This window comes from Paenibacillus sp. OK076 (genome assembly GCF_900110055.1).
In the GTDB taxonomy this organism is placed as follows: Bacteria; Bacillota; Bacilli; order Paenibacillales; family Paenibacillaceae; genus Paenibacillus.
Genome location: NZ_FOCH01000001.1, coordinates 3,784,889 through 3,808,100 on the forward strand (window position 1 = coordinate 3,784,889; position 23,212 = coordinate 3,808,100).

General features: G+C 46.9%; 24 protein-coding genes. 11 read left to right on the forward strand and 13 right to left on the reverse strand.

Translation table 11 applies throughout. The annotated features are described in order from the left end of the window. Positions 1 to 150: 150 nt before the first annotated feature. The gene (gene adhE, locus BMY78_RS16825) at positions 151 to 2,763 is read right to left on the reverse strand and encodes a bifunctional acetaldehyde-CoA/alcohol dehydrogenase (RefSeq protein WP_090900879.1); all 2,613 of its coding nucleotides are present in this window, start codon (positions 2,761 to 2,763) and stop codon (positions 151 to 153) included. 431 nt (positions 2,764 to 3,194) lie between these two features. On the opposite strand from adhE, the gene BMY78_RS16830 reads away from it, so the two are divergent. Next, positions 3,195 to 3,911 carry a Crp/Fnr family transcriptional regulator gene (locus BMY78_RS16830; RefSeq protein ID WP_076291848.1) on the forward strand — a complete coding sequence of 239 codons (717 nt, stop codon included), beginning with the start codon at positions 3,195 to 3,197 and terminating at the stop codon, positions 3,909 to 3,911. A gap of 82 nt (positions 3,912 to 3,993) precedes the next feature. Here the strand turns inward: BMY78_RS16830 and BMY78_RS16835 are convergent, their stop codons facing one another. The 8 genes from BMY78_RS16835 to BMY78_RS16870 form a co-directional block, all read right to left on the reverse strand. Continuing rightward, the gene (locus tag BMY78_RS16835; RefSeq protein WP_090900882.1) at positions 3,994 to 4,707 is read right to left on the reverse strand and encodes a hypothetical protein; all 714 of its coding nucleotides are present in this window, start codon (positions 4,705 to 4,707) and stop codon (positions 3,994 to 3,996) included. Positions 4,708 to 4,903: 196 nt separating this feature from the next. Beyond that, complete coding sequence (locus tag BMY78_RS16840) at positions 4,904 to 5,638, reverse strand: hypothetical protein (RefSeq protein WP_090900885.1); 735 nt, start codon at positions 5,636 to 5,638, stop codon at positions 4,904 to 4,906. A 167-nt stretch (positions 5,639 to 5,805) separates the two neighbouring features. Further along, positions 5,806 to 6,102, reverse strand: a complete 297-nt coding sequence (locus tag BMY78_RS16845) for a winged helix-turn-helix transcriptional regulator (protein ID WP_148661829.1) — start codon at positions 6,100 to 6,102, stop codon at positions 5,806 to 5,808. A gap of 342 nt (positions 6,103 to 6,444) precedes the next feature. Beyond that, positions 6,445 to 7,173 (reverse strand): ThuA domain-containing protein, encoded by a 729-nt coding sequence (locus BMY78_RS16850; protein ID WP_090900888.1) that lies wholly within the window; start codon positions 7,171 to 7,173, stop codon positions 6,445 to 6,447. A gap of 24 nt (positions 7,174 to 7,197) precedes the next feature. Next, a complete protein-coding gene (locus BMY78_RS16855) occupies positions 7,198 to 8,166 on the reverse strand; it encodes a sugar phosphate isomerase/epimerase family protein (protein ID WP_024631039.1) in 969 nt (322 codons plus the stop codon). 180 nt (positions 8,167 to 8,346) lie between these two features. Next, entirely contained in the window at positions 8,347 to 9,429 is a 1,083-nt protein-coding gene (locus tag BMY78_RS16860; protein WP_090900891.1) for a Gfo/Idh/MocA family protein, read from the reverse strand. Continuing rightward, entirely contained in the window at positions 9,422 to 10,186 is a 765-nt protein-coding gene (locus tag BMY78_RS16865; RefSeq protein ID WP_090900894.1) for a sugar phosphate isomerase/epimerase family protein, read from the reverse strand. The genes BMY78_RS16860 and BMY78_RS16865 overlap by 8 nt, the downstream gene beginning before the upstream one ends. 28 nt (positions 10,187 to 10,214) lie before the next feature. Next, a complete protein-coding gene (locus BMY78_RS16870) occupies positions 10,215 to 11,327 on the reverse strand; it encodes a Gfo/Idh/MocA family protein (RefSeq protein ID WP_090902532.1) in 1,113 nt (370 codons plus the stop codon). Positions 11,328 to 11,515: 188 nt separating this feature from the next. On the opposite strand from BMY78_RS16870, the gene BMY78_RS16875 reads away from it, so the two are divergent. After that, complete coding sequence (locus tag BMY78_RS16875; protein ID WP_090900897.1) at positions 11,516 to 12,334, forward strand: AraC family transcriptional regulator; 819 nt, start codon at positions 11,516 to 11,518, stop codon at positions 12,332 to 12,334. 41 nt (positions 12,335 to 12,375) lie between these two features. On the opposite strand, the gene BMY78_RS16880 is transcribed toward BMY78_RS16875, so the two are convergent. After that, complete coding sequence (locus tag BMY78_RS16880; protein WP_090900900.1) at positions 12,376 to 12,690, reverse strand: hypothetical protein; 315 nt, start codon at positions 12,688 to 12,690, stop codon at positions 12,376 to 12,378. An 83-nt stretch (positions 12,691 to 12,773) separates the two neighbouring features. Next, the gene (locus tag BMY78_RS16885; RefSeq protein ID WP_090900903.1) at positions 12,774 to 13,712 is read right to left on the reverse strand and encodes a Gfo/Idh/MocA family protein; all 939 of its coding nucleotides are present in this window, start codon (positions 13,710 to 13,712) and stop codon (positions 12,774 to 12,776) included. 200 nt (positions 13,713 to 13,912) lie between these two features. Between BMY78_RS16885 and BMY78_RS16890 the strand changes: the two genes are divergently transcribed. The 4 genes from BMY78_RS16890 to BMY78_RS16905 all read left to right on the forward strand — a co-directional run bounded on the left by BMY78_RS16890 (position 13,913) and on the right by BMY78_RS16905 (position 16,414). Then, positions 13,913 to 14,524, forward strand: coding sequence for a TVP38/TMEM64 family protein (locus BMY78_RS16890; RefSeq protein WP_090900906.1), 612 nt, complete (start codon positions 13,913 to 13,915; stop codon positions 14,522 to 14,524). A 128-nt stretch (positions 14,525 to 14,652) separates the two neighbouring features. Next, complete coding sequence (gene msrA, locus BMY78_RS16895; protein ID WP_090900909.1) at positions 14,653 to 15,615, forward strand: peptide-methionine (S)-S-oxide reductase MsrA; 963 nt, start codon at positions 14,653 to 14,655, stop codon at positions 15,613 to 15,615. 197 nt (positions 15,616 to 15,812) lie between these two features. Further along, the gene (locus BMY78_RS16900; protein WP_090900912.1) at positions 15,813 to 16,016 is read left to right on the forward strand and encodes a helix-turn-helix transcriptional regulator; all 204 of its coding nucleotides are present in this window, start codon (positions 15,813 to 15,815) and stop codon (positions 16,014 to 16,016) included. Next, a complete protein-coding gene (locus tag BMY78_RS16905) occupies positions 16,016 to 16,414 on the forward strand; it encodes a hypothetical protein (RefSeq protein ID WP_090900915.1) in 399 nt (132 codons plus the stop codon). Before BMY78_RS16900 ends, BMY78_RS16905 begins: the two co-directional genes overlap by 1 nt. Positions 16,415 to 16,452: 38 nt before the next feature. Here the strand turns inward: BMY78_RS16905 and BMY78_RS16910 are convergent, their stop codons facing one another. Next, positions 16,453 to 17,253 (reverse strand): lipid II flippase Amj family protein, encoded by an 801-nt coding sequence (locus tag BMY78_RS16910; protein ID WP_090900917.1) that lies wholly within the window; start codon positions 17,251 to 17,253, stop codon positions 16,453 to 16,455. A gap of 227 nt (positions 17,254 to 17,480) precedes the next feature. On the opposite strand from BMY78_RS16910, the gene BMY78_RS16915 reads away from it, so the two are divergent. Next, positions 17,481 to 17,951, forward strand: coding sequence for a DUF2188 domain-containing protein (locus BMY78_RS16915; protein ID WP_090900920.1), 471 nt, complete (start codon positions 17,481 to 17,483; stop codon positions 17,949 to 17,951). Between the two features lie 209 nt (positions 17,952 to 18,160). On the opposite strand, the gene BMY78_RS16920 is transcribed toward BMY78_RS16915, so the two are convergent. After that, the gene (locus tag BMY78_RS16920; protein ID WP_053784366.1) at positions 18,161 to 18,883 is read right to left on the reverse strand and encodes a YitT family protein; all 723 of its coding nucleotides are present in this window, start codon (positions 18,881 to 18,883) and stop codon (positions 18,161 to 18,163) included. Positions 18,884 to 19,729: 846 nt separating this feature from the next. Here BMY78_RS16920 and BMY78_RS16925 point away from each other — a divergent pair. From BMY78_RS16925 to cysK, 4 genes are all read left to right on the forward strand, one after another. Continuing rightward, on the forward strand, positions 19,730 to 20,767 hold the full coding sequence (locus BMY78_RS16925) for a nucleotide-binding protein (RefSeq protein WP_090900923.1): 1,038 nt from the start codon (positions 19,730 to 19,732) through the stop codon (positions 20,765 to 20,767). Continuing rightward, on the forward strand, positions 20,764 to 20,997 hold the full coding sequence (locus tag BMY78_RS16930) for a hypothetical protein (RefSeq protein ID WP_063565650.1): 234 nt from the start codon (positions 20,764 to 20,766) through the stop codon (positions 20,995 to 20,997). The genes BMY78_RS16925 and BMY78_RS16930 overlap by 4 nt, the downstream gene beginning before the upstream one ends. Positions 20,998 to 21,398: 401 nt before the next feature. Beyond that, positions 21,399 to 21,785, forward strand: a complete 387-nt coding sequence (locus BMY78_RS16935) for a YhjD family protein (protein WP_064636668.1) — start codon at positions 21,399 to 21,401, stop codon at positions 21,783 to 21,785. A gap of 282 nt (positions 21,786 to 22,067) precedes the next feature. Further along, positions 22,068 to 23,027, forward strand: coding sequence for a cysteine synthase A (gene cysK / locus BMY78_RS16940; protein WP_218152276.1), 960 nt, complete (start codon positions 22,068 to 22,070; stop codon positions 23,025 to 23,027). Positions 23,028 to 23,212: the final 185 nt, after the last annotated feature.

Below are 23,212 nucleotides of genomic sequence, written 5' to 3' on the forward strand. Positions count from 1 at the left end.
TTTCTGCCCTCTCCGTTATGGTGTGATTACCTGGTTCAAAAAGTAACATCACGGATTCCGTGTAACCTTTTACAGAAAAGACGGCAATCGGGGCTCCCCTTTCGGGGAACCCTGACTATACCTGCCTAAATCCTGCTGCTGCTTTAGTTGTTATTCAAACTTGCCGTAGAAAGCGTTGCGGTATACATCTGCCAGTTCGGTCACCAGCGGCAGTTTTGGATTGGCTGTTGTACATTGGTCCTCGAATGCGCGGTCTGCCAGATAATCCACATGTGCCTCAAAGTCTTTGGCGTCGAATCCGATTTCCTGGAACGACTCTTCAATCCCCAATGTTTTGTTCAGTTTGCGGATGGCATTGATGAGGCTGGTAACCCCTTCTTCTGTCGTACGGGCAGGCAATCCCAGAATGCGGGCAATTTCGGCATAACGCTCATCTGCAACAAAGTGCGAATATTTCGGGAACGATGCAAACTTCGTCGGTTTTTTCGCATTGTAGCGAATGACGTGTGGCATCAGGATCGCATTGGTACGTCCATGGGCTGTATGGTACTGACCGCCCCATTTATGTGCCAAGCTGTGGTTAATGCCCAGGAACGCGTTGGCAAAAGCCATACCGGCAATCGTCGAAGCATTATGCATTTTCTCACGAGCCAATTTGTCACCTTGCAGCGCCGATTGCTCGAGGTATTGGAATACCAGTTGAATCGCTTTGATCGCGAGACCATCCGTGTAATCATTCGCCATGACGGATACATATGCTTCAATGGCGTGAGTCAATACGTCCATACCTGTATCCGCAACAGCGGTTCTAGGCAGAGAGTATACGAATTCCGGGTCTACGATGGCTACGTCTGGTGTTAACTCGTAGTCTGCCAGTGGATATTTCGTATTGCCTTGATTTTTGTCCGTGATGACCGCGAACGATGTTACTTCCGAACCTGTGCCCGAGGTTGTCGGGATCGCTACGAATTTCGCTTTCACGCCGAGACGTGGATATTTGTAAATCCGTTTGCGGATATCCATGAATTTTTGCTTCAAATCGTTGAAATCTGTGTCAGGATATTCATAGAACAGCCACATCGCTTTGGCAGCATCCATCGGTGATCCCCCGCCGAGTGCGATAATGCAGTCTGGCTGGAAGCGGCGCATCATTTCCGTACCGCGGTCTACCGTTGTTGTGGACGGATCGGGTTCGACATCAGAGAACACTTCAATCGCTACCGGCATTTGACGTTGACGCAGATAGTGCTCCACTTTTTCTACATAGCCGAGTTTGACCATCATCGCATCCGTAATAATGGCTACGCGTGTGATGTCCGGCATTTTGGCAAGATACTGTGTTGCACCTTTTTCGAAGTAGACTTTATTCGGCACTTTGAACCACTGCATATTCACGGTACGGCGAGCCACCCTTTTCACGTTGATTAAGTTCACAGCGGTTACGTTGGAAGAAGTCGAGTTACGTCCATACGATCCGCAGCCCAATGTCAGTGACGGCATGTTGGTGTTGTAGATGTCACCGATGGCGCCGTGTGTGGATGGAGAATTGACGATAATCCGGCCGGTTTGCAGGCGATCTGCGAATTTGCCAATGACTTCTTCGTTCGTCGAATGAATAACGGAGGAGTGACCCATGCCGCCAAAAGCAACCACTTCCGCTGCGCGCTCAATCCCTTCAGCTGCCGTTTTCACTTTGTAGCAAGCCAGTACTGGACTTAGTTTCTCAGCCGACAATGGGAACTTCGTGCCTACCCCTTCAATCTCGGCTACGAGAATTTTGGTGCCAGCAGGGACCTCGATACCGCACATTTGCGCAATACTGACTGCAGATTGACCAACAATCGCCGGGTTCACCGCACATTTCTCAGCATTAATCGCACCTGCGGTCAATTTTGCGGCCTCATCCTTGTTCACGAAGTAACAGCCGTTCGCGATCATTTTCTTTTTCACCTGATCGAAGATCGGTTCTTCGATAATGACTGCTTGCTCGGAAGCACAGATCATGCCGTTATCGAACGATTTGGACAAAATTAAATCCGTTACCGCTTGATTGATATCTGCACTTTTCTCAATAAAGCAAGGTACGTTCCCTGGCCCTACGCCCAGTGCCGGTTTACCACAGCTGTATGCCGCCCGTACCATGCCTGATCCGCCTGTTGCCAGAATGAGCGCCACATCGTTATGATTCATGAGCGCGTTTGTGCGATCCATGGAAGGATCATCAATCCACTGGATACAATCCGCTGGAGCACCATGCTTCACCGCAGCATCAAGCAGGATTTTGGCAGCTTCCCGGCTACAGTTCTGTGCAGATGGGTGGAAACCGAAGATGATCGGGTTACGCGTTTTGATGGAAATCAGTGCTTTGAACATCGTGGTGGATGTTGGATTGGTTACCGGGGTAATCCCCATGATGATACCGACAGGCTCCGCAATTTTCTGGAAGCTTTCGTATTCGTTATCTTCAATAACCCCTACTGTTTTGTCATATTTGATGCTATGATACACATATTCTGTTGCAAATATATTTTTGGTGATTTTATCCTCATACACACCCCGGCCTGTTTCTTCCACGGCCATCTTGGCGAGCATCATATGTTTGTCCAGACCTGCCAGCGCCATCGCTTGCACGATGCGGTCAATCTGTTTCTGATCCATGGACATGAATGCTGCATGTGCTTTATTCGCTTTGTCAATTAACGTTTGAATATACTGACCTGCTGTCGGTTCTTTTACTGGGGCGACTTCGTTCTTTACAGCCATCTCCCTCATCCTCCTAAAGGTTTCGTATTGGTTTGTCTCTCTTCTTTACATTCACATCGTATCATGGGGAAAGAGTTAATTATGTGATTTTTTTCACAAAGTATAACAAATTTAATTTAAGTTTTTTACTGTCTTTCACTTAGCCATTTACACTTCCTATTTAAACTATAGGGCTGTCAGATTCATCCTCCCCTTCCGAAAGTGAATTTAATCACAATGTTTGAAATTTCGCCATTTTTGCCCCCTTTCCATGCCCCTCAAACAGAAAGATAAGGTATATACTGAACTTAAAAATTGAACCACCGCAATTTGTACCGTCCTTCCCGGCCGAGAGATGACCCTGATCAGGACGGCAACGGTTTGCGGCGAACCACGGGGGCCAGTCCAAGCTGCAGAAGGCCGCCCGATGGACACAAAGGGGAGATAGACTTATGAGAGAACAACTGAGTGTACTGGAAAAACGCGGAAATACCAACTGTTTCTCGGAAGCGAATTTCAACCATCTGCTCGTAACGATGAAGGACAGAACCTATCCGGAAGGCACCCATCTGTATTGGGAAGGAGATGTCTCTGACAAACTTTATTATATGAAACGGGGCCGTGCTCAGATCACCAAATCCACGGATGAAGGCAAAGAACTGATTATGTACATGTATCAATCCGGAGATATGATTGGGCAGGCTGATCCGTTCTTCGGATCGAAACACAGCTTTTCGGCGGAAGTACTGGAGGACAGTGAGATCGGTGTACTGGAGCATAAAGACCTGGAGATGCTGATCTGCCAGCATTGTGACTTTGCGATCGACTTTATGAAATGGATGGGTATTCATCACCGGTTAACCCAAACCAAATTCCGTGATCTGATGTTATATGGCAAACCGGGCGCTCTCTGCTCCACGCTAATTCGATTGTCCAATTCCTATGGCGAGCCTCATGGAGAGCATGTCATGATTCATAAAAAAATAACACACACAGATCTGTCCAATATGATTGGAGCAACCCGTGAAAGTGTCAACCGTATGTTAAGCGATCTGCGTAAAAAAGACGCCATAGAATACGACAACGGCATGATTGTCATCAAGGATCTGCACATGCTCCAGGGCATCTGTCACTGTGAACTGTGTCCTAACGAGATTTGCCGAATCTGACGCTTTCCCCGTCTGATATTCACCTGATATGCAGATAAAAAAAAGCCCATCTTCCGAGACGAAGATTGGGCTTTTGTTATGCTTAAGATACAGTAGTCAACTCCAGCTTTACTGCATCACGAGGATTCAACTTCATGTCCAAACCGTTTTCCATCAGTTCCTTGTCATTCACCATGATCATCCAGCGTTGGTTCATCCGGGGAGTCACATTTTCGACTGAAACGACAAATTTGTTGTTCTCCGACATTCTCACAATGCCACTGGACTTTAATACATCACGCACCGTACATTCCTGAACATACACCCCGGCATATTGACGATTGAGATTCGGCATAATATTTCCACCGCTCACCTTGAGCAATGTTGTTTGATAAACAACATCGTCTCCCCCACTGTCAGCGGCTTTTACATATATGATCACTTCATCTTTGACATGAAGCTCCATATCCCAATTTTCCGGGTCAATATCCTTGCCATTCAGTTTGACTGCCCAGCTAAGTGAGGAGTCCAGCGAAACTTCCCCTACGGATTGGATCCGCTTGCCATCTGCTGTAAAATCGACAAGTCCACTGTTCAACAGTGCTTTCTTGAGCGTCAGACCTTCACTAAAATCTCTCTTAATGGACTTCGTTGCGTCAGGCAAAAAGGTACTGCCATCCACTGCCACAGTAATTGTATTCTGCGATTCGGTCTCTTTGACGATTGGCTGTTCGGAAGGCTGTGTCTCGCTACACCCGGCTAATATAACCAGAATAAGCAGACATATACCTATGTAACCGGGGATTCTCTTCTTCATGTAGGTAACACCACCCTGCGTAAAATCATTCACCCTGTTGTCCATAACCTCTATTATGGCACAAAATTCATGCAAAAAAAGTGTCAATGCCGTTACTTTTCATCCAGCAGCGTCCATAACTGGTTTGTACAGCACAAAGAGCCTGCAAGCAGGCCCTTTGGCTCCTAATTATCATTAAGGTCTTTGGGTAGCATCGTTACTGGACACAAGCCTGCATGTAGGTACGGCCTCCGTCTCCATCCTTCAGATACGGATTGAGCCCAAAGAACTGTTCCTCCGACACATAAACGCCTGTCAGCAAACGCCCTTCAAGTAAACCACCGTCCACCTGCACACAGAACGAAGGTGCATCCACATATTCCTGATAGAGCGGAATCTGACCAGATGACTGGTGTACCTTGGATACCTTGCCCTGCTCATGCAGCGGTCGTTCGGAGAAATAGGTAGGTACAATATAACGGGCAATCACATCCAGCTCCTGCACAGTGTAGAAGGTGTCATCACCCAGCCAGGGCGCAAACAGGCGGATCTTCTCATACTGTGACCATACAATCGCCTGAATCAGCATCTCCGCTTGAACAAAACGACCTTCGCCCACATCCAGATACATACGTTCTTCATGAAGGGTGGCTTCAGCCTGACCCCCATTGGAATCGGGTTGTCTCAATTCACATCCGATACACTTCCAGCCTCTTGCTGTCTGAATCCATTTTTGCAGCACCGCCGGAGCCGTTCCCTGACCATTGCTATTCGTAGAATGAGTCTTCTCTCCTGCAACATCATCATCCTTAACCGACGGGGAATATGAAGTTCGTTTAAATAGCTCCGCAGCTTTTTTGTAGATTAAATGTACCTGGATGGATGCGCTCTCAAGTTCTGCAATATCTTGCTTGCCGTAGCGTACTTCACGGGATAAGCTTTCTTCTCTCATGACAAGTGGCCTCCTCGCTCCGGCCGCCTGCGGCCATTTTATTTACAATTATACTACAACTCGCGACAACATGTGCAGAACCCTGAAGACAAAAACTCCTGATTTCCACTGGAAACCAAGAGCCTTTATCCCAACAGTTCCTTTAGTTTGAGCCGTGGAAGCTGTTACTACTCAACCCACTGCTCTGCCCAGTCTTGAATTTGATTCATAACGGGCTGTAGCGCCTTGCCTTTCTCTGTCAGTTCATATTCAATACGAACTGGCGTCTCCGGATAGACATGACGGATCAGAATTCCTTCGCTTTCCAGATCTTTCATCCGTTCTGACAACATCTTATCACTCATCGATGGAATCAGGTTGGAGATATCCTTGAATCGCTTCGAACCACTCATCAACGTTTGAATAATCAGACCGTTCCAGCGCTTACCCAAGAAAGAAAACGCCGTCTCAAAGCGCGGACACATCCGCAGATCTTGGCCTTCCACATTAATCACCTCTTTAGAGATCACTCAACTTACGTTTAGTTAGTATATTTCATAATAACATATTTAAGTCTCAAAGAAAACGTCTGCCGCTAAAAAGTTAAAATTTTAGAGGCATAACCCAACTTCGATGATACAACTCAGTATACATCACATGGGACAGCGGAACCATGGGAAAATATCGTCTAACTCCCATGTAGCTATCTTACCCAAAAAGTTCCTTTTATTAACCAAAAAAACCTTGCTGCCTCAGTCATACTTGACTTGGAGAAAGGTTCTTTGGTATATCGTTTATTCTATGCGTTCACACAGCCAATTTGCAGCTTAAACCAGCACGTTACCAAGTGATCTTACAGGTTCGCTGAAGCCATATTCCGGCTTAACGTTACGCGTAGGATATGCCCACTTCACACCATTGCTGATCACTTTTAAAATTTCCGGATTGTAGAAGGTCGGGTATGTTTCATGACCTGGACGGAAATAGAAGATTTTTCCCGAACCGCGGAGGAACGTACATCCGCTCCGGAATACCTCTCCGCCTTGGAAATTGCTTACAAACACCAGCTCATCCGGCACTGGAATATCGAAGAATTCCCCGTACATCTCTTCTTTTTCCAGAATTATTTTGCTATTGATGCCCTCAGCAATGGGATGGGACGGATTCACACACCAGATAATCTCCTGCTCATTGGCTTCACGCCATTTCAGATCACAACTTGTGCCCATCAGCGCTTTGAATGGCTTAGAGAAGTGACCGGAGTGCAGCACAATCAACCCCATACCATCCAGGACCCGCTGTGCAACCTTCTGTGTAATCTCGTCGCTCACACGATCATGCGCCATATGTCCCCACCATATAAGCACATCTGTAGAATTCAGCACCTCATCACTTAATCCGTGCTCAGGCTGATCTAGTGTTGCAGTGCGAATGGCGAAGCCTTCGCCTCCCAGTCCGTTTGCCAACGCCATGTGCAAACCGTCAGGGTAGACTTCCCTTACTTCATCGTGAATTTTCTCATGGACAAATTCATTCCAAATGGTGACGTTAATCATATTCAATTTCCCCCTAGTGTAACTCTAAACCCACCACATATCTCCCAGCGGTTCTTCAATCAATACTTGTTGGAGATTTTGCACAGCTTTAGAGAATCCTTCTTCTACCGACATCAGACCATCTTCGTGTTCAATACTTACGACATAATCATATCCAACCAGACGCAGAGCGCTAATAATATCAGCCCAAGTTTTGTTATCGTGACCATAACCGACCGAGCGGAATTGCCAAGCACGATCAAGCATGTTTGTATAATCCTGCATATCTGTTACACCATATTTATTCACGTTAATTGGATCAATAGTTGTATCTTTCGCATGGAAGTGATGAATCGCGCCTTCACGTCCCAGAATGTGGATCGCTTGCACCGGATCAATACCTTGCCACCACATGTGGCTTGGATCCAGGTTGGCGCCAATCACTTCGCCTGCTGCTTCACGCAGTCTCAGCAAGGTCGCTGGTGTATGCACGGAAAATCCACCGTGCAGCTCCAGTCCCACTTTCACATTGTGATCTGCAGCGAACTTGCCCCACTCTGTCCAGTAAGGGATAACTTTGTTGTCCCATTGCCATTTAAGAACTTCCTGGAAGTCATTCGGCCATGGTGCAACAGGCCAGTTCGGATATTTGGCATCCTCATGGTCTCCCGGACAACCAGAGAATGTATTTACAACAGGCACTTCCAGTTTCTCAGCCAGTTCTACTGTCTTAACGAAATCATCGTGGAATCCTTTCGCAATATCCTTTTGTGGATGGAGCGGGTTACCGTGACAGCTCAATGCGCTGATAGTCAGACCACGGGATTCTACTGCATTTTTGAAATTTTTCAATGCTGTTGGATTGCTCAGAAGCTCATCCGGTTTGCAATGAGCATTTCCGGGATGTCCACCAGTTCCGATTTCTACTGCTTTCAAGCCTTTGGATGCAACATAGTCAAGTGCATCCTCCAATTTACGTCCTCCGAATAGTACCAAAAATACGCCGAGTTTCAAGTGCGATTCCTCCCTAGATTAAATATCATATTATTTGCTGGTTTTATGAACAATGAACTGCATAAAAATACCGTTCAGATCACATGATTGTATCGTTATTGTGGAAAATCAAGAGCTATTCTATCCTGAAATTAAACGTAAGAATACTGGTTATTTGATTGGAAATGACATCCGGTCGGTTTAGTCGAAATAAACCGCTTTGCCTGTCTGAGCAGACTCGTAGATCGCTTCAAGAATCTGAGTAACCACGATGGCTTGTTCAGGTTTTACAACTGGATCCTTGTCTTCTATGATCGCTTCAAGCCACATTCTAGCTTCACGATCCGCTTCATTTTCTGCACTACCGGAATAAAAAGCGACTCCGCCTGCGTCCAGATCTACCTTGGTTTCAAACAGACGGCTGCGTTTCTCGCCATTGATACGCAGACCATCCTGCATATCCGCGCCACCTTCTGTTCCACAAAGCAGTGTTTTGGCTTCGCCAAATTCAGCAACGTTCAGCGCCCAGCTGGATTCGATAATAATTGTAGCCCCATTCTCCATCGTCACAAAGCCGAATGCAGAATCCTCTACCTTGAATTGTTCCGGGTCCCACGGCCCAAAAGCATTGGCCGCATTCTCACGTTGACCCAGCTTGTGGAACGTTGATCCCATTACACTCTTCGGTTTGTAATTATCCATCAGCCAAAGAGTCAGGTCCAGCGCGTGTGTACCGATATCAATCAACGGTCCTCCACCCTGCTTTTCCTCATCAAGGAACACACCCCAGGTAGGCACAGCACGGCGGCGAAGTGCAATCGCCTTACCGAAATAAATATCGCCCAGCTCGCCTTCTTCACACATTTGTTTCAGGTATTGGCTGTCATTGCGGAATCGGTTCTGATACGCAATGGACAGCTTTTTGCCTGTACGTTGTGCGGCTTCCAGCATAGCTTGCGCTTGTGCAGACGTCTTCGCCATTGGCTTTTCACACATTACATGTTTGCCCGCCTCAAGGGAAGCGACCGTGATCACGGAGTGGGAGTCATTTGGTGTACACACGTGTACCACATCAATGCTCTCATCCTTCAGCATCTCGTGATAGTCCGTATATACTTTGGCTCCCTCAGCACCGAATTCGGCTGCTGCCTCCTCTGCACGTTCTTTCACAATGTCGCAGAAAGCGACCATACGGCCCTGATATTGTTTGGACAGGCTGGGCATATGTTTACCTTTGGCGATTCCGCCACAACCAACGATGGCGATATTAAGTACTTTAGACATGAACAAGTCCTCCATTAGCGGCATATTTTCTAATCCAGTTCATACTGCTCTCGATGCTTTGCAGTGGAGGATTCTGACATACATCCTGTTCCACAACAAGCCACTCGGCTCCCGCCTGATCTGACGCTATAGCTACAGCCCCCAGATCTACCTCGCCTTGGCCGAATTCCACTGTCAGGACTTGGCCTTCTGAACGACGCATGTCTTTCCAGTGAACCAGCGGCAGACGTCCCGCATACTTCGCGATGACTTCCGTTGGCGGGTATCCTGCGGCGTGAGCCCAACACGAATCCAGCTCCACTTGCAGATGGGAAGCGGTTACGGTATCATACATCGCGTATAACGCCGGCTGACCCTCAACCTGCTCTGTAAATTCAAAATCATGATTGTGATACATTAACACCATGTCCTGCGCTGCACACTTTTCGCCAATCTCATTGAGGGAAGCAAATACGTTATCCCATTGCCGTTGTTCTTCCGACAGGTAAGGGACAATCAGATTTTTGTTTCCGATGGCTTTGTGATAAGCGATCACCCCATCGAGATCCTCAAGCAGACTATTGTACTGAACATGTGTACCCACAATCTCCAGACCGAATTCATCCAGAATGCCCCTTACTTCTTCAGGACTATGCCCGTAAAAGTTGTGGAACTCAACGCCTTGATATCCAAGCTCTGCAACCTTGGCGAGTGTGCCTTTGAAATCGCGCTCCAGTTCATCACGTACCGTATATAGCTGTAATCCAACCTTCAACATCTACCGGCTCACCTCACTTCGAAATCAATTAGTGTGACTGTACAGCCTCTGACTGATTTTCATCTGTATTGTTTTCTGCTGCTGCTTGATAAGTGCTCTCCAGTTGAATGTGTTTGCCCTCAAGCGAGGAGCGCTGGAACGCATGCATAGCTTCAAGCACATGGTAGGCGAGCTTGCCACTGGCCTTGTGTTCGCGTCCGGCTCGAATGGATTCAACCATTTCGGTAACGCCGATTCCGCGCTCGTTCTGTCTGCTTTCAAAAGCAGGCGTCACCGTCTCCCATGTGTCCTGACCGAATCTGCGCAGCTTCACTTCCCCGTTAAAAAAGTTGGGGTCCGGTATGCTCATCGTGCCTTCGGTACCGTAGATTTCAATCCGTGGCAAATCCGAAGCACCCCGGATATCGAAGCTGGTGATCATTGTTGCAATGGCACCTTCCTCAAAATCAATCGTTCCTGCCAGATGTGTTGGCGTCTGTACTTCAAGAGGTGTACCTTCCTTCGGCCCGGAACCAATAACGCGATCTGTGATCTGTACACCTGCTGAAGAACTGATTCTGCGAATCTGTCCAAGGAGGGTGATCAGCGCGGTCAAATAGTAAGGCCCCATATCAAACATCGGTCCGCCACCAGCGACATAAAAGAACTCTGGATTCGGATGCCAAGCTTCCGGCCCTCCACCCATGAAGAATGAAGTTGCCGCAATCGGTTTACCGATCAGTCCTTCTTCAATAGCCTTGCGGGCAGTCTGAATGCCTGATCCAAGGAATGTATCCGGTGCCGAACCAACATACAATCCTTTTTCCTCAGCCAGTTCAATTACCTTGCGACCATCCTCAAGAGAAATTGCCAACGGTTTCTCGGCATAAACATGTTTGCCTGCTTCAAGCACAGCCAGATCAGTCATGGCATGACTGCCAGGAACCGTGAGGTTTAGCACAAGCTCAATCTCCTTATCTTGCAGCAACTCATCTACATTGTAAACGTTTGCGACATTGAATTCATCAGCTCGTTCTTGTGCCCGTTCACGGATCAAATCCGCAACAGCCACCACTTCAATGAGAGGATTATCTTTTAAATTCTCTAGATAAATGGCGCTAATGTTACCGCAACCAATAATGCCCGCTTTCATTTTCTCCACAGTGATGTTCATCTCCTTATGAATGGTGAGAACCTGTAACTTGCATATTTGTAATTGAAGGTTTTGCGCTTGAGTGTTGCACTTGAATTTAATACTATGGTATTCCGTTTCGGCATCAATTAAAATGAATAATATGATCGAAACATGAACTATCTGGTCATAATTTTCAAATTGCAAGGAGTATGCCAATGCCGACTGATTATTCCTGCCAGGTTCTTACAGCAGGCTTCTCGTTTCATCGCAAACCTTATATAGGCTTGCATCCTGAGGGAGTAAAGAATTACCTGATGAGGCTCCAGACAGACGGACGTTGCCGAGCCCGTATAGACGGCGAGATGTCGCTTGTTGATGCGGGTGATCTGCTTCTGTTTAGTCCAGATGAGCCGTATGAACTGAGAATAGACAAAGAGCAAAATCCGATGGGTGAACGACTTGTGGAGAGTGGTGATTACCACATTTTCTTCAATGGAGACTGGGTGGATGAGTGGTGGAAACATCACAAACGTCCGAACCGGATCAAGGTGCAGCTGACCGAAAGCCTGCTCACCCTGTTTCGACAGCTCGTACTGGAGCAGCGCCGTATTTCCAATCCTTTCCCTGAAATCGCCAGTTATTATATGCGAATTCTTTGTCTTGAAGTGGATCGTATGCTCGCGGAGCATCCGACAATTACCAATACCAACTATGTGGCATATGAGATTAAAAGTTACATCGAGGAGAACGCTTCTTCCTTATTCAAGCTTGAAGATATAGCTACCCATATTGGAATTAGTGTTTCACGGGGAGTTCATCTCTTCAAAGAAGCGTTTGGTAAAAGTATTATGCAATATACACTGGATGTACGACTGAACATGGCCAGGGAACGGATCATTTTCAGTCCAATGACACTCGAACATGTAGCCGAATCTTCCGGCTTTAACAATTATACGTATTTCCACAGGGTATTCCGCTCCCGGTTCGGCATGTCGCCTAAAGTATTCCGCGTCATTCACCGGGAACAGATGTAATCGCTTCATTAATACGTATACGTATTATCCGTAACCGAAACTTATTTGCGCGCGGCAATCGCCTCGGATACAACCATAGCCAGATCTTCATTTCCAAACATGGATAACACGCCCAATACAGTGTCGTCCGGAATGTCACCGGCTTCCTCCTTGGATACAACTAGCTTCAGCACCTGCTGCAAACGCTCGTTGCTCAGTTGTTCCGGGTAGGCTTGCTGGTACATCTCTTCCGGATCAAGTCCATGATTGACACACCACTGGGCAAATACCAGAATCATCATTTCCTCTTCCTGTTTATACGTCTCAATTACAGCTTCCTCAATCTGTTTGTTGCGTTCTTTTTCATATTCATCCATGGTATTATACTTCCTCCAATATCGTTTAATGAATCATTGGTGCGGAAGGCTTCAATCACACTCCCGCACGACCTTCTTCAAGATTAACCGCGGATAAGCTGTTCAGCCAGGTCATGACTGTCCATGACATGACTTGCACTGATGGCACAGTCATCCGGGGTTTCAAGATTTTCCAAAAATTGATCAATCGCTCCCGTGAATCCTCTTCGGGTCAAAATACTTTCCCAGCTGCCAAAGGTTTCCTTGCGTTCTTGAGCACCGCGTTCCTCATACTTCGCTATTTCCATGTTCAGCACTTCTACCGATCTTCCCCCGCCATACAACTCAAGCTTCTCCAGATCCGCTCCTGCTTGGCGTACCATATCGAATCTCCCATATGCCGTTCTGCCCAGCTTGGCTGATCCAGCCGCATGCAACAGTCGGTCCAGGTCATTTTTACGTATCCATTGATGGAGCAGATGCACATTGTGATCCGAATACCATAACATTAGGTCAAGGATATGAATCAGATCATCATAGATGGTTTCCGCAGAGGGACGATCCTGAATACCTGTCCGATGTTTAGTAACTGTCAGCGATTCAAAACCCTGTCCAGCCTGCATCCATTCCTTCGCATTTTGATACAGCGGTGCAAATCTCCGGTTAAAACCTACCGCCAAAAGAAGACCCTGTGCTTCCGCAAACGCGGTCATTTCTTCCGACTCCCGTAACGTATAAGACAGCGGTTTGTCCACGTATACTGCCAGCCCCCGCTCCAAACATTGCATAACGATGTCAAAATGAGCTTCTGTCGCTGTATGTACAAACACTGCATCCAGATCCCAGGACAACAATTCTTTCATATCCGTTGTTCCATTGTTTAATCTATAAGTATGCTGTATTTCCTTGACCGGCTCGGGAGAACGGTTCATAATCCCCGTAATTTCCACGTTCGCGTGGGCAGTCAACAGCGGCAAATATACTTTGCGCGCAATATCTCCGAGTCCGATGATCGCAGCACGGGTTCGCTTGGTTGTTTCCATTATGATCATTCCACCTTCAGATGAGTTCTATATTTCTACGTCCTATAGTGTAACCCTTCAGACACCAACATGCCAGTGATTGCAGCTAGAACCAGCACGAATTGTCCATCCTTTGGGTGAACGTGGTAAACTTTAGAGAGATAGCAATACGGATTGGGAAACGATAAGCCCTTCCTGGTCTGAAAGGAGCGTTTGGGATTTTGCGAAAATGGTTATGGCTCCTCCTATATGTTTTACTTGCCGGAGTCACGTTTATTTACAGATATGAACTGCTGGCCTGGACCGATCTGCATCAGTCCATACCACTTTTACTCGCCATGGCAACGTTGTTTGCTCTTGTACCCGTAATTCCGTACAAAATCATCATTATTGCCTTTGGCTATAGTTACGGTACCGCAACAGCAGCCTGGATATGCTGGCTTGGCACTACGCTTGCTGCACTGCTTGTATACACTGGAGCAAGAACGATATTTAGAAATCAGGCCAGATCCTATCTCGAACGCATTCGGGTTTTGAATCGATTCACAACATGGATGGAAGCTCATCCCTTCATGGGTATCATGTCTATGCGACTGCTGCCCATCGTTCCCCAAATGGCGGTTAATATCTATGCAGGCATCACCTACACCCCATTCTGGGTGTTCATGGTTGCGACAGCGATTGGCAAATTGCCTGCTATTTTTGTTTTTGCCTATGCGGGTTCACAAGCAGAATCATCAATCTGGGTGAGCCTGTTAATCCTTTCCGGTTATCTCGTGTTCATGACGATAATATTGTTCTTGTTTCGCTTGCGCTCTCGTAAAAAAGTCTAATTCGGAATAGTCAGACACTGTTCAGATTCATCCTCTTTACGATCCTGCTTGGTTGGCTTGCCAATTCGGGATATAATAGAAGAGTAAGCCAAAATATCATTCTTCATCAGAAATGGAGTGACTATAGCATGGAACAACATACTAGTGAAAAAGCAACTTTTGCAGGCGGGTGCTTCTGGTGTATGGTATCCCCCTTCGAGGAACTACCCGGTATTCATAAGATTGTATCGGGATATACAGGAGGACATACGGAGAACCCAACATATGAGGAGGTCTGCTCGGAAACGACAGGTCACGTAGAGGCCGTTCAAATTACGTTCGACCCTGCCATCTTCCCATATGAGAAACTCGTTGAATTGTTCTGGCAACAGATCGACCCAACGGATACGGGTGGACAATTCCATGACCGTGGATCATCTTATCAGACGGCCATCTTCTATCACAGTGAAGAACAACGCCAGATCGCAGAAGCTTCCAAAGCAGCTTTGGCACAAAGCGGACGTTTTGACAAACCAATCTTCACACCGATTTTGCCAGCGAAAACGTTCTATGAAGCAGAGGAGCATCACCAAGGTTACCATCACAAAAACCCTGCTCACTATAAACGGTACCGTAAAGGTTCTGGACGTGAAGACTTTATCGAACGTAACTGGTCCGGCAAAGTGGATAAAGACGGCCTGAAAGAGCGTCTGACGCCGCTGCAATATGAAGTTACCCAGAACAACGCAACTGAACCTGCGTTTCATAACGAATTCTGGGATCACCATGGTGACGGAATTTACGTGGACATCGTATCCGGTGAGCCACTGTTCAGTTCCACCGACAAATACGATTCCGGCTGCGGCTGGCCAAGCTTCACCCGTCCACTGCGGGACTACAATGTGAAGGAAAAAACGGATCTCAGCCACTTCATGATTCGTACTGAAGTGAGAAGTCGTGAAGGAGATTCCCATCTGGGTCACCTGTTCAACGACGGCCCTGCCGAAGCTGGTGGAATGCGTTATTGCATCAATTCCGCTGCCCTTCGTTTTGTACCCAAAGAAGACCTTGAAAAAGAAGGATATGCCGAATACGCTGTACTGTTTAAATAAGATAAGATAACATTCACATAGAATTACCTTAAAGAGCAGCGGAAATTTTCCGTTGCTCTTTTGGTTGTATATTTTGCCCATTCTCCGCTGGGATGTAAAGAGTTCTTGACATACGAATGATCAGTCATATAAAATCCAGGTGTAAAGAGTTCTTGACACAATTGAGTTCATCGTGCCATGTAAAGTGAGGTTTGTGGATGCAAAATCGGATAAAAGTACTGCGTGAGCTGAAAGACATTTCACAAGGCAAACTTGCCGAACAGTGTGATGTCAGCAGACAGACGATTAATGCTATTGAAAACAACAAGTATGACCCCAGTTTACCACTGGCTTTTGCTATCTCAGAAGCACTGGAGGTCACGATTGAACAGTTATTTATGTATGAGAGGAGAAAATCCTGATGAGGTCAAGAAACTGGATAATAGGAATTACAGGTTTATCGGCACTTCTTGTGCTTGGAATGGTGATATATCGGACAGCTTTTGGGAAATCCGTTGGACTCGGCGAAATGGTAACACTTGGGGCAATCATGATGCTTTTCATGTCAACCGTGACATGGGGAACAAAGGCAGATCAAGATCATGTTCGTGAAGACGAGGAATTGGGTAGAAAAATTACGGAACAGAGCTCGAAGCTGGGGTATTTTCTACTGACATTCTTTATTCTTATCGCTGTTGCTATAGACCATTGGATGCATGAAGAACCCAGTCTTCTGCTTCTCTCCTTACTAGGGCTCTCCATGGTGATCCTACCCTTTCTTGAATGGATTCAGATGCGAAAGTACAGATTATCGGAGTAATTCCGAGATCCTCTTTTGACTTTTGCATTCCTACTCTATCACATCATACTCACAATCCAGCCGATCCAGTAAGCAAATGGAATCAATAACAACTGAGCCAACAATGTGCCAAATAAACGGGATACAAGCATACAGCCATAGATCTGATTCATTCGATTCAGCCGGATTTCACCACGCAAAGATTTGTCGCTGAGCAACGAAATACGAGGATCAATCAGGATGGTTAACAAAATGGTGGCTACTCCATTAATGAGTCCGGTGGATTGCGAAGCAGCTACAGCCTGCCCTGGATAAAGATACGCAGCGTACAGGCTGGACAGAACTCCAGTCGTATAGATTGCTGTCACCGCTATGTTCAACGTCATAAGACGTCTCGGCATTCCGTTGTGTACCAATAATTTTGCCATTTTCCATGATGGTGGGGTAATATAATACATCGCGTTTTTGATCTTGCTGCGTTTTAGCAGACCTCGAACCATCGAAGGAATCGATCCTGCCGCCTCAAAATGAACGACCATTCGGGAAGCGAGCTTGACCATCGTTGGAAAACTTATAATCGCCAAGGCTGTTCCAACCGTAGCCGCGCCCATCAGCCAGTGCAGTTGCGCTGCAAAGTGTGGGTTCCCTCCATTCGTCGCCGTATCCACGAGATTGCCTACCATCGGCCCTTGGGCCATATTGGAGGTACGCGACACCAGCAGCAAAATTCCGGACAGGGATAAGGCCAGCGCGATTCTGCGAGTACGCAATCCCCCAAGACGCAGCGCATAGGACAAACTGTCAGCCGCATGAATAAGCATGGTAAATAACATAGGAATGGCCAGGCTCAAACTAAACATATGTAAAACTCCTTATCTTTTTTCCTAATGTGCTTCTATCTGTACTTTCAAGCTTGGAAGTATTATACTGCTAATCCACATAAAAGTATAGAAAAGCACTGAAAAGTTGAACGGTATAATGCACTAAAACTACACCATCCGCTTAAGGGTTCTCCACAAATAATCGTTTATTCATCCGGGTAAAGGGTAATATACAAATAACTTATATTGTACAGGAGGGAATCAATATGCCGTGGAACAAACAGGATTATCCCGTTTCCATGAAAAATCTGGAGCCTCGTGTCAGAGATAAGGCCATTGAAATTGCCAATGCACTGCTGGATGACGGTTACGAGGAAGGACGCTCCATTGCAATCGCTACTGCCAAAGCGGAAGAATGGGATGAGAATCATCCCACATCGAAAAGTTCGAAGCAGACTACCAAATCTTCATCAGACAGCAAATCGGACCATGGAAAATCTTCCTCTCCACGCCGTCATTCCGAACCTGTCTCTTCTTCCAAAAGCCATGATAATATTCATGTCGTTCCTACCGATTCAGGCTGGGCCATCAAGGAAGAAGGTCAATCCAAATCTCTGGCTACGTTCCGAACCAAAGCAGAGGCTGTAGATGCTGCCAAAGAAAAGAGTGAAAAACAGAACATTCGAGCTATTATCCATAATGAAGATGGACAAATTGCCTCTTCCATCAAGCCTTGAGTGATCTGTTCTAAAACTTGAGTAAATCTGTTCTAAAATAGGATATATCGTAAATGTACACGTCAATTTTTTACTTAAGGCAAGCAAAAAAGCCCTTTCGCCGCTAATGGAATAATTCCCATCAAGCATGCAAAAGGGCTTTGTGTTTGGTATGAGGCAAGCCCACCTTACTCGAACAACATTCATTACGAATAGGGGGATCTTTACGTTTAATGCGAAACCCCTCTAGCCACCGGAGCTCGTTGTGAGGCACCGCTGACTACTTTGGCTGCAGTCGATACAGGCAGCTTCACAGCTGAGGTCGTAACTGTCCGGCGAGCCGGGAAACTGACCATGTACGTAATGACTTTACTGGCAATCCATACGGCCAGAATGGTATATAAAGTTTCTTTTACCGGTAGAAAGAAAAGCGACAATCCGAGTACAAACGCATCGCTGACAAAGAAAACCGTTCCCAGCTTCCAGCCCTTCCAACGGCTAATGAGCACCGCCAGAATGTCATCTCCACCTGTCGCGCCTCCGAATCGAAGCACCATACCAGCTCCCACGCCCGTGATAACACCGGACAGGACTGCCGGAATCCACAGATTACCGTGAAACGGAATGACCAGGGTGGAGTACCGCTCAAACCCGTCATAGAACAATGAGAATGCGGCCACACCCAGCAGCGCCTGAATCATGAACTTCCAGCCCTTGATGAACCAGGCCAGAATCATGACTGGAATATCCAGCAGCAGCATGCCGATCGCAGGTGATAAGCCTGTCGCGTACTTTCCAAGCAGGGCCAGACCGACAAATCCGCCCTCCGATAAATGATTCTGAAAATTAATGTGATAGTAGGCAAATGCCAAAATAAATGTTCCGAGCAGCATAATGGCGAACTTTCCCGCCTCTGTCTTAACTTGTTGTAAGGTTAACGATGTTCTCTTCATTCAGGTTCCCTCGCAGTTTGTAAAGGTTGGTTTGCACCGACCGTACCCTGCAAAAGGCAAGCCTGGAAGAAATCATCGTATTTGTCCTTCGAATAGTATTCATTCCAATCCCCTCTTTCGCAGAGTCAGCCGTTTTTTTTCTTTACGGTGATGTACTCTACAAGGGGCGCTAAGTGTAAGAGAGATCGTAACGTTTCCAGATCGTCCTTGGGGAGATTATCCTTCGGGAACTCATGGTATCCTGATCCTTTCTGTCTGTTGGTGGTTAGCTGTGCCAATTAAACCTATACTTTACACTAATCACTTCGATTGTAGCCCCTCTTCCGATCGCTGTTATCCCCGGATTTTTTTGATTCCCTTTTTGTAAGGGAAAAATCCTGTGATAAAGGCGAACACTTCGTTTCTTCAGACGGGTCTACACTCTCCGTTACCGTGTAAAGGTTTAGTTTAAAAATCTAAGCTAACTTGCTTGTTCTTCTATTATATAACACCGATGTGATTGGGTCGAAACAGCAGATCCTTCAAATATGCGCAAAAAGCACACTCTGGCCTGCTTGAGCCGTCAAACAGCCACACCAGGACAAGCTTCTCTACCTAATGGTGCTACCTGCTCCTTCATTCTATGACTGAAGCTTCCAAATATAACTGTCCAGTCACCCAACTGTGACAATTTGGGTCCATTTTTTATTTTTCCGCGGATTTTAAAGGAATCATTCCCCTCTTGCACATACACTATAGCAGATGTAATCGGCTTTCTTGGTTCAGCTAAACGTTTCCAGACTTACTCTGCTGTTTATGGTATAATATAACAATTGATTCCCACTACGGTTTAAGCGAGGCGGATTGATGAAAACGTTAAAGCCAAGAGTCTTTATTGGCTGCTCGCTGGAAGCGAAGCCGATTGCAGCCGCAGTACACGAAAACTTGCGTTTCTCGGCCGAAGTTACCCCTTGGTACTCCGGAGTTTTTAATCCAAGCAGTTATACCATGGACGATCTGGAAACAGAAGTGCGTACGACTGACTTTGCCATTTTTATTTTTCATCCGGATGATATATCTAAAATTCGCGGGAAGTACTATGCCTCTGTCCGTGATAATACAATGCTGGAAATGGGTTTGTTTATGGGTCGACTAGGACGAAAGCGTATTTTTTTCATTCTCCCTGAAGATATTACGGACATCAAGGATGCCACAAAAGTTGAAGGGCTGCGGATGCCCACCGATCTACTAGGTTTAAATCCGCTGGTTTACGAAATTCGTTCAGATGGGAAATGGGCGCCAGCCGTCTCGGTGGCCTGTTCCAAAATCGCCGACAGCATCGAAGAACAGGGACGATGGAGCGATCCCGAAGTGGAACAAATCATTGAGAAGTACAAAAGGTCTGAGGGCGAAGCCCGGTTGCAGTTGCTCAAGCTGCTGCGATTCTTCAGGGAGTTACTGCGTACCCGCAAAGCAGATGCAGTTATGCTGGAGCGAATGAGCGATGCACTTCGAAGTGCATTTGTCTCCCTTCCTCCATTTGCCGTGCGCGGGACTGCCATATACCGTACAGATGACAGTGGTCATATTGAACAATTATGTGGTAATGTTGGGGAACCGGGGAGAAAATATAACTTGTCCGCCAACGACGACAAACCGCCCGATGATCCGAAGCGAATTCTGGTTATTGATTCTTACCTGGAGAACAAAATCAAGATCAATCTCTACGACGACTACCTTGAGAAAGAGTATCTGCTATGCTATCCTGTAGCCAAGAGGTATGTAATCACAGTTCATATTATTGGACATATTGAAGCGGATGAGGCGATATTTCAGCAGATGGATTTGGAGAACCGTCATCTGTTTAACGCCATCAACGATTTGTTAGGAGGCGAACCGGAATGAAACCGGAAACGAAAAAAATAAGCAAGCGCTGGGGCAGCGACAAAAAAGTACGCCTCAGTTCTGCGCCCGAATCATCACGACCGGTTCCGGAACCCAAGGAAGAAGATCGTTTCCACAAACCGGCCGTACCGCTGACTACGATTGGCCCTTCGCTGAAGGGTAAGGAAAGACCTTACAAAGTGATTCTGGAAAAAGAGGCTCTTTATGAGAAACCTCAGTATCTGGCTTAACCGCTTCATGCTCATATACAACTCTGCCGTCTGGTTCGGCAGATCATCTAGCCCCGCCGCCCAAGGCAGGGGCTTTTTTGTTGCAACACTTTCGCAATCCTTCATAACCTTCCCTTTATCAACGGACCAAAAGCTCTCTACCTCTTCATCTCACCCTTTGATGCATTAAGTCGATTTCTTTATGCCCTTAGGTTTCCTGCAAAACCCAAAAATTATACCTTATTTTGGAGAAGGCTTGTCCCTATTTCACCTCCTCAAATCTCAGCATAAATCGCATATGGACTGCTTCCAATATTTCTCGGTTGTATTGTGTATCATCATTGCATATATTGATTATAATATAAGAACATACGTTCTGTAAATAAGAACATGTCCGAATTCAAGGTTAAGGAAGTGAAAGTATGTCATCATCCCCTTCCGCCCCATCCCCTGCGGATGAAGACCACCGATTGATTAAAAGCATGGTTGTACGCACCCTGCTGCTGGATGTGCTTGAACGGGATATTCGCACACTGGATACGTTGCAGCTGAAAATGCCAGAGGTCTACATTCTGTCTCTAACCCGCATTCAGAATGATGTACTCAAGGAAATGCTGACGCTTCGCAAACAGATGAGAACTCGTGGTGTCAAGGTTCTGGAGGAGAAGCGGCAAGTCGATGGAATCGAGACCCAGTATCTGTGCAGAGGATATTTGCAGCGGTTCTATATGCTGTGGACGTTTGCGCGGAATGAAGTCAAAAAAGAGCTTAGCCGGCATCTGGATATGGATTTGACCCAGCCGTTATAGCTGATTCATCTGCTTAATGTACCCGTTTTCGTTTGAATTCACATTTCTTAGTCCACTTAGTTCGCTTACTTCTCAGACTCCCCACCCTTCTGCCTAATCGAAACAGGTTGACCCCGGGAGGCTGCGTTCATTAAGATGGAATAGACTTGTCTGTACATTCCGTTCAGACTTGTAATGAAAATGGATTCCTATAAGCAAACAAGCCTGCCTGCCATTAATGGCGGACAGACTTGTTCATTGGAATTGCTTTTAAACGTCTTATCAATCAAGGAGTTGTACTTCATGGACTTGAATTCGCATTTAATTAAAAATCAACCACCCGCACATACAGGCATTGCCGCAGATGTTACCGAACTGATCGGCCAGACACCTGCCGTTAGACTGAACAGACTTACGGGCAGCGACTCCGCTGACGTATACGTCAAGCTGGAATATTTCAATCCCAGCGGAAGCGTCAAAGACCGTGCCGCCTACAACCTGATCCTTCAGGCGGAACGGGCAGGACTGCTGCTTCCCGGCGCAACCATTATCGAACCGACCAGCGGAAATACCGGCATCGGTCTGGCGATGAATGCTGCTGCCAAGGGATATAAAGCCATTCTGATCATGCCGGACAACATGTCCAAGGAACGCATCAATATCCTGAAAGCCTACGGTGCAGATGTCATACTTACCCCTGCCGCGGAACGAATGCCTGGTGCGATTCGCAAGGCCAGAGAGCTTCAAGCGGACATTCCAGGAAGCTTCATTCCCCAACAATTCGAGAATCAGGCGAACCCGGACATCCACCGGATCACCACGGCACCCGAAATTATGCAGCAGATGGATGGCAGGCTGGACGCCTTCATCGCTACGGCGGGAACCGGCGGAACCATTACTGGCACCGGGGAAGAACTGCGCAAGCAGTTGCCCGGTATCCGCATCTATGCGGTGGAGCCCAAAGGTTCTCCGGTGTTGTCCGGTGGCGAGCCCGGACCCCACAAGCTCGTCGGTACAAGTCCGGGGTTCATTCCGGACATTCTGAATACCGACGTGTGGGATGCCATTATCCAGGTGTCCGATGAGGATGCACTGGATACGATGCGGCAGCTTGCTGCCCGGGAAGGGCTGCTGCTCGGCCCTTCCTCTGGCGCTTCGGTGTGGGCCTCCCTGCGCATCGCGCGGGAACTGGGGCCGGGTCACCGGGTGCTCTGCATTGCGCCTGATACCGGGGAACGGTATTTGAGCATGGGTATTTTTTAACACAGCTACAATCGTTACACACCAAAAAGGGACTTTCCCCTAAGTCATGAGCATGACAGAGAACACCCCCTTGTTAGCGCTCATCGGTTCTAATGAACCTGACACACGTTATTCGCTCTCATTTATGCAGGTTTGACGTGTAACGAATCACAGCGACGTTATTTCTCCAAATTCGGTCGATTTAC